The sequence below is a fragment of the Mycobacterium sp. E2462 genome, assembly GCF_001672685.1.
Taxonomy (GTDB): Bacteria; Actinomycetota; Actinomycetes; order Mycobacteriales; family Mycobacteriaceae; genus Mycobacterium.
Window position 1 is genome coordinate 1 of the sequence record NZ_LZKC01000189.1, and the last position, 11731, is coordinate 11731.

Sequence of the window (11731 nt, forward strand, 5' to 3'; positions counted from 1 at the left end):
GCCCCTGGATCAGCAGGAGCGGATGGCGGTCGAGGCCGACCTCGCGGACCTGGCGGTCTACGAAGCGTTGTTGGCGCACCGGGGAATTCGCGGGCTGGTGGTGTGCTGCGACGAATGTCAGCAGGACCACTATCACGACTGGGACATGCTGCGCGCCAACCTGTTGCAGCTGCTGATCGACGGCACGGTCCGCCCGCACGAGCCGGCCTACGACCCGGAGCCGGACGCCTACGTCACGTGGGACTACTGCCGCGGCTACGCGGACGCGTCGCTGAACGAGGCGACCTCCGACGCCGACGGCTTCCACCGCCGCCACTGACGCGGTTCGCTGAGCGCTGAAATTAGCCGGTGCCGCCCGGCGTGGCCGACGGCGGCGGCTGGCCGTGGTGGTGGTGCTTGCTCCAGGACTGACTCGGTGACGGGGTCGACGTGGGCGGCGGCGCGCTGGCGGGGGCCGAGGACCACGACGGCGCCGACGACCATGACGGCGCCGGGGTCTGCGACCAGGACGGCGTGGTCGAGGCCGCCGGGGGCGGCAGCGTCGCGTTGGGGTTGCGTGCCTCGATCTTGGCGTTGAGCAACGTGACCTGAGCCGACAGGTCGTCCTTGACGGCCTTGTCGTCGATCGACTGCACCATGCTGCTGACCTCGCCCAGCTGATTCTGGGCCTGGTTCCACTGGCCGCGGTCGATGAGTTCCTGCACCCGCGCCAAGTCGGCCTTGGCCGACACCATGATCTGCTTCTGGTTGACCAGCTGCTGGTCGAAGAACATGGCGTGCAGCCCGTAGAGGGCGTCGCCCGGGCGGGCCTCGACCACCATGGCCCCGAACCCGCTCAGCACCAGCAGCGCCGCCGCGACCGACCCGATGGCTGCCAGGCCGCGCCGGGACCGGCGCCGCTCGGCCAGACCGTCGCGCAGCGCGTTGACGGCCTCCTCCGGTGACACCAAGGCGCTGGCCGGGGGCCACCGCAGGTTGTCGCGCCAGTCCTCCATCAGCGCCGACAGCGCGTCGACCTCGGGGTCCTCGACGTCGACCGGTCGGCGCTGCGCGAGCGCGTCGAGAAGCAGGTCGGTACGGGCGAATTCGTCCAGTGATTCAGGCACAGTCACCTGCCGCGATGATCTCGGATTTGAGGCGTGACAGCGCCCGGTGCTGGGCCACCCGGACCGCGCCGGTGGTGCTGCCGACGGCGGCGGCGGTCTCCTCGGCCGACAGGCCGACGACCACCCGCAGGATCAGGATCTCCCGCTGTTTGGCGGGCAGGATCTCGAGCAGTTCGCTCATCCGGCTCACCGAATCGGCCTCGATGGCGCGCTGCTCGGGGCCGGCGTCCGACGACCACCGCTCGGGCAGCGACTCCGCCGGGTAGGCGAGGTCGCGGCCCGCCGCGCGGTGCGCGTCGGCCACCTTGTGCGCCGCGATGCCGTACAGGAAGGCGAGGAAGGGGCGGCCGCGGTCCCGGTAGCGGGGCAGCGCCGTGATGGTCGCCAAGCACACCTCCTGTGCCACGTCGTCGGCCGTCATCCCACCCCGCTCGACCGTCCCGACCCGGGCCCGGCAGTAGCGCACGACGATCGGGCGGATGGTCTCCAGCACCTCACGCAGGGCGTTGCGGTCTCCCGCCACGGCCTCGGCGACCACGGCGTCGAGACGTTCCCCTGGAATTGTCATCGACGGCGGTCTCTCCAACGTTACGAACCGGACACTTCGCGGGCTAACGGGGCTAACTAACGCACTGACAATAACGGGCGCAAGGCCGTTTCAAGCGGAACGCCACGTCCCACCGGCGCGCCGCACCTGGCCTGCGCAGATATCGCGAATTTCGTGCAATTCCCGTGCCGAAAACGTGACGCTTCCGAGATCGATCAGCAAGCACGCCAACGCCCATCGCAACGGGGTAAGGCCCAGCGTCTCGGCGGCCCGCAAGGCCGCGTCGGCGACGGGGCGGGCGCGCTCGGCGTCGCCCGCGGTGCGGCTGGCCGCGAACATGGCCGTCCCGTCGGCGCGGCACCGCGTCAAGAGCCAGGTGGCGCGGGCCGCCGGGTCGGTGCCGGCCAGCGCCAGCGCGCGCCCGTCCCAGCCCCGCGCCAGGGTGTGCCAACCCTGTTGGCGCAGAAAGGAACCCAGGGTGCTGTGCGCGAGCGAGGCGAGCGCGCCCCGGCCCGCGGCACGCGGCAGCGCGGCCAGGTCGTGGTAGGCGCTGCCGTAGCGCCCTTGCCCGCCGGCCGCGACCGCCCGTAACCACAGCTCAGCGGGCGTCGCGGCCGCCGGTAGCGGCCAGTCCCCCGGCCGATCACCGAAGGCGGCGGCGGCCAATCGCGGGTCGCTGCGAAAAGTGTGACGCGTTTCAATCACAATGATGTAGTAAACAGTTCGTGGTCTTCTTGTTACCGACCTGTTAATCACCATAGCCTATGGAAAAAATCCTCATGGTCCTTCCTTCCGCGCTGAGCTGGGAAATCACGGTTCGGCCAAGTGCCTGGTAGCACGGCCATCGTTTCACAATTGGGATCAAGATGAACTCAGAGTTAAATTTGCTCCGCCATGAACATAATTTGCCGGGCTAAGTGGCTATTGACGGAAATTCGCCGTCGCCCCTAACGTCTAGGCATGACGGGTGGTCATCGGTGACTCCGCTTCAATTCAGTTGCACACTATCGCTTTTGCAGACCTGACCTCACTTGAGCGTGCCGTGCAGAGAGGGACGAACTAATGCCACAGCCGGAGCAACTACCAGGCCCTAACGCCGACATCTGGAATTGGCAACTGCAGGGTTTGTGCCGCGGCGTCGACTCGTCGATGTTCTTTCACCCGGACGGCGAGCGCGGCCGGGCCCGGATGCAACGCGAACAGCGCGCCAAAGAAATGTGCCGGCGCTGCCCGGTAATCCAGGAGTGCCGATCGCACGCACTGGAGGTCGGTGAACCGTACGGCGTGTGGGGCGGCCTGTCGGAATCCGAGCGCGAACTGCTTCTCAAGGGCGACATCGGCCGCAGCCGCGGCATCCGCCGCACCGCCTGACAAGACGGCGCCCGGGCGCGGGTTTCCTGCGCCCGGGCGGCATCTCTTCACGGTCCGCACTCCTAGAGTGCGACCATGGACATCTCGTGCGCGTTCGCGCCGTCAGCCGACACCCCTGGCCACGTCGAGTTGGCCGAATCGCTGAACTACCGGCGCGCGTGGCTCTACGACTCCCCGGCGCTGTACCCGGACGTCTGGATGGTGTTGACCCGGTGCGCGCAGCGCACCTCGCGCATCGCCATCGGGCCGGGCGTGCTGGTGCCCAGCCTGCGCCACCCCATGGTGAACGCCGCCGCGATCGCCGAGCTGGCGCGCCTCGCGCCCGGGCGGGTCGTGGTGGCGATCGGTTCGGGCTTCACCGGGCGCATGGCGCTGGGCCGGCGGGCAATGCCGTGGCGCGACGTGGCCGAGTACGTGCGCTGCCTCAAGGCCCTGCTAGCCGGGGAGACGGCGCACTGGGAGGGCAGCAAGATCCGGATGCTACAGCTGCCCGGTTTCGGGGCGTCGCGACCCATCGACGTGCCGATCCTGATCGGCGCCGACGGGCCGAAGGGCCTGGCCGTGGCGGCCGAGCTGGGTGACGGCGTCTTCTCCGCCGCCGTCCCGCAGCCCGGCGCCGCCGAGATCGCCGACTGGCGGGCGTTGCTGTGTTTCGGCTCTGTCCTCGACGAGGGCGAGGACGTGGCGTCGCCGCGCGCCGCCGACGCCATCGCGCCGGGGGCGGCGGTGCTCTACCACGCGATGTACGAGCGTGGCGGGGCCGCGGCCGTCGACGCGCTGCCGGGCGGGCGGGGCTGGCGGGACGCCGTCGAAGCCCACCCGGCCGACGAGCGGCACCTGGCCACCCACGTCGGTCACCTGGTGCGGGCCAACCCGAGCGACGAGGCGCACGTGGCCGACCTGATCCCCTTCGCCAGTTCGATGGGGCTGATCGGCACCGCCGCGCAGGTCGGCGCGAAGATAGCGGAGTACGCCGCGCTCGGCGTCACCGAGGTCGTCTACCAGCCCGCCGGCTCGGACATCCCCCGCGAGCTGCGGGCGCTCGCCGCGGCCGCCGGGCTGGGGGGCTGAGGGGCTGAGGGGCTGAGGGTCGACGGAGGAGAGGGCATGACGACGAGCGAGGCCGGTCCGGTCGAGGGCACGGTGGTGGTCACCGAGGCCGGCACCGGCACCTACACGCAGCACATCACCGCGGGGCGCCACCGGCTGGTGGCCGACGAGCCCCGGCCGATCGGTGACGACGCCGGGCCGACGCCCTACGACCTGCTGCTGGCCGCGTTGGGGTCGTGCACCTCGATGACGTTGCGGATGTACGCCGCCCGCAAGGGCTGGCCCCTGCAGCAGGTGCGGGTCAGCTTGCGGCACAGCAGGATTCACGCCAAGGACTGCGCCGACTGCGAGACCCGCAACGGGTGGGTGGACCACATCGAGCGTGAGATCGAACTGGTCGGGGACCTCGACGACGAGGCGCGGGCTCGCCTCTTGCACATGGCCGACCGGTGCCCCGTCCACCAGACCCTCACCTCGGAGGTGCACATCGCGACGTCGCTGCGGTGACGCCGCTCCCGACCCGACGAAACACCCCCGATCCGCAAGGGACCGGGGGTGTTTCGTAGAGCTCACTCAGTGGTGGTGATGACCGTGGCCGTGGCCGTGGTCGTCGGCCTCCTCGGCCGGCTTGTCGACCACCGCGGTCTCGGTGGTGAGGACCATCCGCGCCACCGAGGCGGCGTTGAGCACCGCCGAGCGGGTGACCTTTACCGGGTCGATGACGCCGTCGGCGATCAGGTCGCCGTAGCTGAGCTTGTCGGCGTTCAGGCCGTGCCCGGTGGGCAGCTCCTCGACCTTGTGGACCGCGACCGCGCCGTCGAGCCCGGCGTTGGTGGCGATCCAGTACAGCGGCGCGCCCAGCGCCTCGGCGAACACGCCGACGCCCAGGGCCTGGTCCCCGGAGAGCGACCCGCGCAGCTCCTGCAGCGCCTTGCGGGCCTGCAGCAACGCCGATCCACCGCCGGCGACGATGCCCTCCTCGACGGCGGCCTTGGCCGCCGCCACGGCGTCCTCGACGCTTTCCTTGCGCTCCTTGAGGGCGGTCTCGGTGGCGGCCCCCACCTTGATGACGGCCACGCCGCCGGCCAGCTTGGCCAGCCGCTCCTGCAGCTTCTCGCGGTCCCAATCCGAGTCGGTCTTCTCGATCTCGGCCCGCAGCTGCTTGATCCGGTTGTCGACCGCGTCCTTGGCGCCGCCGCCGTCGACGATCACGGTGTCGTCCTTGGTGACCACCACGCGCCGGGCCGAACCCAGCACGTCGGTACCGACCTCGCGCAGCAGCAGCCCGGCGTCGGGGTTGATGACCTGGCCGCCGGTGACGATCGCCAGGTCCTCGAGGAAGGCCTTGCGGCGGTCACCGAAGAACGGCGCCTTGACGGCGACGGCCCGCAGCGTCTTGCGGATCGAGTTGACGACCAGCGTGGCCAGCGCCTCGCCCTCGACGTCCTCGGCGATGATCAGCAGCGGCTTGCCCGACTCGGCCACCTTCTCCAACATCGGCAGCAGATCGGGCAGCGAGCTGATCTTGTCCTGGTGCAGCAGGATGACCGGGTCGTCTAGCACGGCTTCCTGGGAGTCGAAGTCGGTGACGAAATACGCCGACAGGAAACCCTTGTCGAAGCCGACGCCCTCGGTGAACTCCAGCTCGGTGTTCAGCGTCGAGGACTCCTCGATGCTGACCACGCCGTCGGCGCCGACCTTGGTCATGGCCTCCCCGACCAGCTCCCCGAGGTGCGCGTCGCGCGAGGACACCGTCGCGACCTGCCCGATGGCGTCCTTGCCGGACACCGGGGTGGCCGAGGCCAGCAGCGCCTCGGAGACCGCGTCGGCCGACTTGCTGATGCCCACGCCCAGTTCGATCGGGTTAGCACCGGCCGCGACGAGCCGCAGGCCCGCCTTCACCAGCGCCTGCGCCAGGACCGTCGCGGTGGTGGTGCCATCACCGGCGATGTCGTTGGTCTTGGTGGCCACGGACTTCACCAGCTGGGCGCCCAGGTTCTCGAACGGATCATCCAGCTCGATCTCGCGGGCGACGGTGACGCCGTCGTTGGTGACGGTCGGACCGCCGAACGCCTTGGCCAGCACCACGTGCCGGCCGCGTGGCCCGAGCGTTACCCGGACCGCGTCGGCGAGCGCGTTGACGCCCGCCTCGATGCCGCGGCGGGCGGTTTCGTCGTACTCAATGATCTTGCTCATGAGGCTCCTTGATCAAACGCATACCGCCCCGGAAATCGCCCGCGCGCATCGCGCGGGGATCGCCGGGGCGGGACACGGTACTTACTTGGAGACGACGGCCAGCACGTCGCGGGCCGACAGGATCAGGTACTCCTCGCCGTTGTACTTGATCTCGGTGCCGCCGTACTTGCTGTAGATGACGGTGTCGCCTTCCGAGACGTCCAGCGGAATCCGCTTCGCACCGTCCTCGTCCCACCGGCCCGGGCCGACTGCGACGACGGTGCCTTCTTGCGGCTTCTCCTTGGCGGTGTCAGGAATGACCAGACCGGACGCGGTCGTGGTCTCGGCCTCGTTGGCCTGCACGAGAATCTTGTCCTCGAGTGGCTTGATGTTCACCTTCGCCACGATTGGAGCCCTCCACTAGCTAGTTCGGGTCCGGGGACGGTCGCCCCGGAATTATCAAGGGATTCGGCAGCCGTCCGTGCCCGAGCGCCGTCGTCGCGGGTGCCGACACAGGGCGTGGCCGATTGCCACCTAGCACTCTATACACGCGAGTGCTAAGCACTCAAGGGCGGCCCCGCGCTTCCGCTGTGAGCGCACACCGCCGGCGCGCGGCCCGGGTGCCGCCAGGGTCGTCGACCACCCGCCCCGCGGCATCCCCGGCTCAGCTGACCTGCGCCTTCACCACCGGTAGGCCGGGGTCGCTGGCCGCGTCCAACGGCGACGGCGCCGCCCCCGCGGCCACCAGGTGCGCGGCGAACGACGCGATCATCGCGCCGTTGTCGGTGCACAGCCGCGGCGGCGGGATGCGCAGTGCCAGGCCCGCGTCGGCGCAGCGCTGCTGGGCCAACTCACGCACCCGCGAATTGGCGGCCACCCCGCCGGCGATCAGCAGGGTCCCCACGCCCAGCGCGGTGACCGCGCGCACGGCCTTGCGGGTCAGCACGTCGGCGACGGCCTCCTGGAAGCCCGCGGCGATGTCGGCGGTCGCGGCGCCCGGGTGGCTTTCCACATACCGCGCGACCGCCGTCTTGAGGCCGGAGAAGCTGAACGCGTACGGGTCGTCGGCCGGTCCGGTCATGCCGCGCGGGAACGTCGGGATCTCGGCGGCCTCCCGGCCGCAGGTGCGGGCCAGGTCGTCGAGGACCTTGCCGCCGGGGTAGCCCAGCCCCAGCAGGCGCGCCACCTTGTCGTAGGCCTCGCCTGCGGCGTCGTCGACGGTGCTGCCCAGCTCGACGATCGGTTCGCCCAGCGACCGCACATGCAGCAGGTGGGTGTGCCCGCCCGACACCAGCAGCGCCACGCAATCGGGCAGGGGGCCGTGCGCGTAGACGTCGGCCGCCAGATGGCCGCCCAGGTGGTTGACGGCGTAGAAGGGCACTCCCCAGGCCGCCGCGTACGCCTTGGCCGCGGCCACCCCGACGAGCAGCGCACCGGCCAGGCCGGGTCCGATCGTGGCGGCGACGACGTCGGGCCGGGCCAGCCCGGCGGTGTCCAGCGCGCGCCGCATGGCGGGGCCCAGCGCCTCCAGGTGCGCCCGCGACGCGATCTCCGGGACCACGCCGCCGAACCGGACGTGCTCGTCGACGCTGGATGCCACCTCGTCGGCCAGCAACTCCACGGCGCCGTCTCTGCCCAGCCGCGCGATCCCGACTCCCGTTTCGTCGCAAGAGGTTTCGATGGCGAGGATGGTGGTCACTGGGCGGCTCCCCTGCGCATGGTGTAAGCGTCGGCGCCGCTGACCCGGTAGTAGCGTCGCCGCAGGCCGACCTGCTCGAAGCCGGTGCTGCGATACAGCGCGATGGCGGCCTCGTTGTCGGTGCGCACCTCGAGGTAGACGACGCCGCCGTCGGCGAACGCCAGCAGCTCCTCGAGCAGGCGGCGCCCGATCCCCCGCCCCTGATAGGCCGGGTCGACGCCGATGGTGTGCACCTCGTATTCGAAGGGCGGGGTGCGGCCCAGCCTCGAGATCCCGGCATATCCGACGAGCGTGGCGCCGACGCGCGCGCCCACGTAATGGTTGTGCCGGCTCGCCAATTCGCGATCGAAGGCCGCCGCGGGCCACGGGTCGTCGCCCTCGAAGAGCTGCCGTTCGAGCTCCGCGCAGCGCCGCGCGTCGGCGGGCGTCAAGGGGCCGAACGTGGCCGGTTCGCAGGCGGTCATCGGCGCTCCGCGAGGGGTTTGGCGTCCGGGCGGCGCAGATACAGCGCGACCAGCGGCGCCGGGTGGTCCCAGTCGGTGACCGCCGCGGCCAGGCCGGCCGGCGTCGGCGCGACGGGCCCGCACACCGGCAGGCCGAACAGCGCGGCGTGGTCGGGCGACCCGGCCACGCTGCGCGCCGGGCCGGGATCGACGTCGGCGGGCGCGGCGACGGCGGGGCCGTCGGTGCGGACGCCGTCGCGGTAGCGGGCCCAGTAGACCTCGCGGCGCCGCGCGTCGGTCACCACCAGCGCCTCGCCGGTGGTGAGCACCCCGATGGCGTCCAGGCTGCAGACGCCGTGTACGCCGACACCCAGCGCGTGCCCGTAGGCGGCCGCGGTGGCCATGCCGGCCCGCAGGCCGGTGAACGGCCCCGGGCCGCAGCCGACCACGACGGCGTCGACCTCGCGCATCGAGAGCCCGGCGTCGGCGAGCGCGGCCAGCGCATTCGGGGTGAGCCGCTCGGCGTGCGCCCGGGGGTCGACGATGATCCGCTCGGCCAGCACGGTGCACACCGAGCCGTCGCGGCGCAGCACGCCGGCCGTCACCGCGGGCGTCGACGTGTCCAGCGCGAGAATCACGGTCACGAGCGGTTCCATTCCCAGGTCGCGATCCGCACGTCGGAATGGCTGACCCGCTCCAGGCGCACGTCGAGGTGGCGCTCGGCGAGACGCTCGGCGAGGCCCTCGCCCCACTCCACCACGACGACCGCGTCCTGCAGGTCGCTGTCGAGGTCCAGCGAGTCCAGCTCGCCCAGCAGGTCGGTGCCGTGGTCGAGCAGCCGGTACATGTCGACGTGGATCAGCTCCGGCGCGCCGGGGCGGCGTGCCGGATGCACCCGCGCCAGCACGTAGGACGGCGACGTGACCGGCCCGTCGACATCCATCGCCTCGGCAATTCCCTTGGCCAGCACGGTCTTTCCCGCTCCCAGCGGCCCGGAGAGCACCACCACGTCGCCCGCCCGCAACTGCGCACCCAGCCGAGCACCCAGCGCCAGGGTGTCGGCGACGGTCTCCAGCGTGGCGGTGCCGCCGGGCCGCGGCGACGCGTCAACCACTGTGCCACAACCTTTCCCGCATCCGGCGCAGCGCGCGCACCGCCCAGCCCGGCGTGGCCCGCCGGACCAGCCGGACCAGCCCGTCGTTGATGGCCTCGGGCTTGTCGAGCAGCGCCAGGTGGCTCGCGCCGGAGACGATGACCAACTCGGACAGCGGCAGGCACTCGGCCATCTTGCGGGAGTATTCGTCCGGGGTGAGCAGGTCGTGGTCGCCGCAGGCGATCAGCGTCGGAACCCGCAGCAACGTCCACAACCCGGCGGTCTCGTCGTGATGCTCCAGCGCGTCGAGGAAACCGACCATGGTCGGGATCGGGGTGCCGTTCATCATCCGCTGCGAGAACGCGTCCAGGCTGCGGCTGACCTGCAGATCGCTGTAGGACGCGGCGCGCAGGATCGGGCCGATCAACGAGCGCGACACGGTGCGGCCGCGGTGCATCAGTTTGGGCGCCGAGCGGGCGGTGAACCGCACCGCTTCCAGCGCCGGGTTTTTCAGGATTTACCCCAGCGGGGAACGCGAAACCCCCTCGGCGGCCGAGGAAATCAGCGCCGCGCCGACGATGCGACGCCCGTAGTCGTCGGGAAACTGGCGGGCGTGCGACAACACCGTCATGCCGCCCATGGAGTGGCCGACGAGGATGACCACCCCGCGCGGCGCGGCGACCTTCAGCACGGTCTGCAGGTCCTGGCCGAGCTGGGTCAGCGTGTAGGTCTCCGGCGCGGCCTCCCCGGAACTCCCATGCCCGCGCTGGTCGTAGAACACCATCCGCACGCCAGGACCCAGCTGCTCGGGCAACCGGGTTCGCTGAAAGTGAAAGGCGCCCATGCGCAGACAGAACCCGTGGACGAACACCAGGGTCAGCGGGGCGTCCGGCGGCCCGGCCTCGCGCACGGCCAGCGGCACGCCGTCGGGCGTGGTCACGACGTAGCTGCGGTCGTCGTCGAGGACGTCGAAATCCTCGTATGCGTAGGGGTCTTCGATCCGGCTGGCGCGCTGCAGCATGGAGCGGCGGGCCGAGGCGCCGACGATGGTAGCGACGGCGGTGACTCCCGCGCCGCCGGCAAGCCAGGCTCTGCCCTTGCGGCGCCGGCGGGGTTCGTCAGGACTCAACGGTGCGCGCCTCGCGGTAGGTCTTGGTGATCCGGCCGCGCGGGCTGGTCACCACCTCGTAGTGGATGGTGCCGAGCAGGTCCGCCCAGTCCTGCGCGGTGGCTTCGCCGTCACCGCCCGGGCCGAACAGGATCGCCTCGTCGCCCTCGGTCACGTCGACGGGGCCCGGGCCTAGGTCGACGACGAACTGGTCCATGCAGATCCGGCCGACGCCGGGCCGGCGCCGGCCGTTGATCAGCACCTGCAGCCGGCCACCCAACGCGCGGAAGACGCCGTCGGCGTAGCCGACGGGCAGCAGCGCCAGCGTGGTGTCGCGGTCCGCGGTCCAGGTGTGGCCGTAGGACACGGATTCGCCGGCGCGGATCGACTTGACCAGCGCCACCGGGCATTTCACCGTCATGGCGGGCCGCAAGCCCAGGTCACCGAGCTGGGGCACCGGGCTCAGGCCGTACACGGCGATGCCGGGCCGCACCAGGTCGAACGCCAGGTCCGGTCGCGACATCGTCGCCGAGGAGTTGGCCAAGTGCGCCACCTCGAAGCGCAGCCCGCGCTCGCGCGCCTGGGCCAGCATCGCGGTAAAGCGTTGCCCCTGAAGGTCATTGACGGGATTCTCCGGCTGGTCGGCGTACACCATGTGCGACATCAACCCGCGCAGCGTCACCGCCTCGTCGGCGACCGCTCGCCGCAGCGCGGTCAGCATCGACGGATACCGGTCCGGCGGCACCCCGTTGCGGTTCAGCCCGGTGTCGACCTTGACCGACAGCGTCGCGGGGCGACCCGTCCGGCGCGCCGCGTCGAGCACCTCGTCGAGCTGGCGCTCCGAGGACACCGCGATCTGGACGCCGGCCCGCAGCGCCGGTCCGAAGTCGACGCCCGGCGCGTGCAGCCAGGCGAGCACCGGCGCGGTGATGCCGTCGGCGCGCAGGGCAAGCGCCTCGTCGATGGTGGCGACCCCGAGCTCCGCCGCGCCCGCGGCCAGCGCCGCGCGAGCCACCGGCCCCGCGCCGTGCCCGTAACCGTCGGCCTTCACGACGGCCATGACCTGCGCGCCGCCGGCGTGCTCACGCAACACCCGCACGTTGTGCGCGACCGCGCCCAGGTCCACCAGGGCCTCGGCG

The 11731-nt window shown here is 71.4% G+C and carries 14 protein-coding genes and 1 pseudogene; 4 read left to right on the top strand and 11 right to left on the bottom strand.

Annotation, left to right across the window (positions count from 1 at the left end; translation table 11 throughout):
• Positions 1 to 319, top strand: a 319-nt coding sequence (locus A5714_RS09150; RefSeq protein WP_068284693.1) for a DUF5319 family protein, incomplete at its 5' end; no start/stop codon positions are given.
• A 22-nt stretch (positions 320 to 341) separates the two neighbouring features.
• On the opposite strand, the gene A5714_RS09155 is transcribed toward A5714_RS09150, so the two are convergent.
• From A5714_RS09155 to A5714_RS09165, 3 genes are all read right to left on the bottom strand, one after another.
• Positions 342 to 1112 carry an anti-sigma-D factor RsdA gene (locus A5714_RS09155; RefSeq protein ID WP_231973936.1) on the bottom strand — a complete coding sequence of 257 codons (771 nt, stop codon included), beginning with the start codon at positions 1110 to 1112 and terminating at the stop codon, positions 342 to 344.
• A complete protein-coding gene (locus tag A5714_RS09160; protein ID WP_068075298.1) occupies positions 1099 to 1674 on the bottom strand; it encodes a sigma-70 family RNA polymerase sigma factor in 576 nt (191 codons plus the stop codon). Before A5714_RS09160 ends, A5714_RS09155 begins: the two co-directional genes overlap by 14 nt.
• A gap of 90 nt (positions 1675 to 1764) precedes the next feature.
• Complete coding sequence (locus A5714_RS09165) at positions 1765 to 2319, bottom strand: hypothetical protein (RefSeq protein WP_068284695.1); 555 nt, start codon at positions 2317 to 2319, stop codon at positions 1765 to 1767.
• 396 nt (positions 2320 to 2715) lie between these two features.
• On the opposite strand from A5714_RS09165, the gene A5714_RS09170 reads away from it, so the two are divergent.
• The 3 genes from A5714_RS09170 to A5714_RS09180 all read left to right on the top strand — a co-directional run bounded on the left by A5714_RS09170 (position 2716) and on the right by A5714_RS09180 (position 4581).
• A complete protein-coding gene (locus tag A5714_RS09170; RefSeq protein WP_068075304.1) occupies positions 2716 to 3024 on the top strand; it encodes a WhiB family transcriptional regulator in 309 nt (102 codons plus the stop codon).
• Positions 3025 to 3099: 75 nt separating this feature from the next.
• Positions 3100 to 4095, top strand: a complete 996-nt coding sequence (locus A5714_RS09175) for an LLM class flavin-dependent oxidoreductase (RefSeq protein ID WP_068284697.1) — start codon at positions 3100 to 3102, stop codon at positions 4093 to 4095.
• Between the two features lie 36 nt (positions 4096 to 4131).
• Positions 4132 to 4581, top strand: a complete 450-nt coding sequence (locus A5714_RS09180) for an OsmC family protein (RefSeq protein WP_068284698.1) — start codon at positions 4132 to 4134, stop codon at positions 4579 to 4581.
• Between the two features lie 66 nt (positions 4582 to 4647).
• On the opposite strand, the gene groL is transcribed toward A5714_RS09180, so the two are convergent.
• The 8 genes and pseudogenes from groL to alr form a co-directional block, all read right to left on the bottom strand.
• The gene (groL, locus tag A5714_RS09185; RefSeq protein WP_068284699.1) at positions 4648 to 6270 is read right to left on the bottom strand and encodes a chaperonin GroEL; all 1623 of its coding nucleotides are present in this window, start codon (positions 6268 to 6270) and stop codon (positions 4648 to 4650) included.
• An 81-nt stretch (positions 6271 to 6351) separates the two neighbouring features.
• Positions 6352 to 6654: a co-chaperone GroES gene (gene groES / locus A5714_RS09190; RefSeq protein ID WP_068075314.1), complete on the bottom strand. Its 303-nt coding sequence runs from the start codon at positions 6652 to 6654 to the stop codon at positions 6352 to 6354.
• 259 nt (positions 6655 to 6913) lie between these two features.
• Complete coding sequence (gene tsaD / locus A5714_RS09195; RefSeq protein WP_068284700.1) at positions 6914 to 7948, bottom strand: tRNA (adenosine(37)-N6)-threonylcarbamoyltransferase complex transferase subunit TsaD; 1035 nt, start codon at positions 7946 to 7948, stop codon at positions 6914 to 6916.
• A complete protein-coding gene (gene rimI / locus A5714_RS09200) occupies positions 7945 to 8412 on the bottom strand; it encodes a ribosomal protein S18-alanine N-acetyltransferase (protein ID WP_068284701.1) in 468 nt (155 codons plus the stop codon). Before rimI ends, tsaD begins: the two co-directional genes overlap by 4 nt.
• Positions 8409 to 9047 carry a tRNA (adenosine(37)-N6)-threonylcarbamoyltransferase complex dimerization subunit type 1 TsaB gene (gene tsaB, locus A5714_RS09205; RefSeq protein WP_197513625.1) on the bottom strand — a complete coding sequence of 213 codons (639 nt, stop codon included), beginning with the start codon at positions 9045 to 9047 and terminating at the stop codon, positions 8409 to 8411. Before tsaB ends, rimI begins: the two co-directional genes overlap by 4 nt.
• Positions 9032 to 9505 carry a tRNA (adenosine(37)-N6)-threonylcarbamoyltransferase complex ATPase subunit type 1 TsaE gene (gene tsaE / locus A5714_RS09210; protein ID WP_068284702.1) on the bottom strand — a complete coding sequence of 158 codons (474 nt, stop codon included), beginning with the start codon at positions 9503 to 9505 and terminating at the stop codon, positions 9032 to 9034. The genes tsaB and tsaE overlap by 16 nt, the downstream gene beginning before the upstream one ends.
• A pseudogene (locus A5714_RS09215) lies at positions 9498 to 10613 on the bottom strand (alpha/beta fold hydrolase). Before A5714_RS09215 ends, tsaE begins: the two are co-directional and overlap by 8 nt.
• Positions 10603 to 11731 (bottom strand): alanine racemase (alr, locus tag A5714_RS09220; RefSeq protein WP_156671311.1); only part of this gene is annotated, 1129 nt, incomplete at its 5' end. The pseudogene A5714_RS09215 and the gene alr, both read right to left, overlap by 11 nt.

Bases quoted from the DNA above. Each gene is read 5' to 3' on its own strand.
- groL (WP_068284699.1), bottom strand. From the start codon at position 6,270: ATGAGCAAGATCATTGAGTACGACGAAACCGCCCGCCGCGGCATCGAG.
- A5714_RS09160 (WP_068075298.1), bottom strand. From the start codon at position 1,674: ATGACAATTCCAGGGGAACGTCTCGACGCCGTGGTCGCCGAGGCCGTG.
- rimI (WP_068284701.1), bottom strand. From the start codon at position 8,412: ATGACCGCCTGCGAACCGGCCACGTTCGGCCCCTTGACGCCCGCCGAC.
- tsaB (WP_197513625.1), bottom strand. From the start codon at position 9,047: ATGGAACCGCTCGTGACCGTGATTCTCGCGCTGGACACGTCGACGCCC.
- A5714_RS09170 (WP_068075304.1), top strand. From the start codon at position 2,716: ATGCCACAGCCGGAGCAACTACCAGGCCCTAACGCCGACATCTGGAAT.
- A5714_RS09175 (WP_068284697.1), top strand. From the start codon at position 3,100: ATGGACATCTCGTGCGCGTTCGCGCCGTCAGCCGACACCCCTGGCCAC.
- A5714_RS09180 (WP_068284698.1), top strand. From the start codon at position 4,132: ATGACGACGAGCGAGGCCGGTCCGGTCGAGGGCACGGTGGTGGTCACC.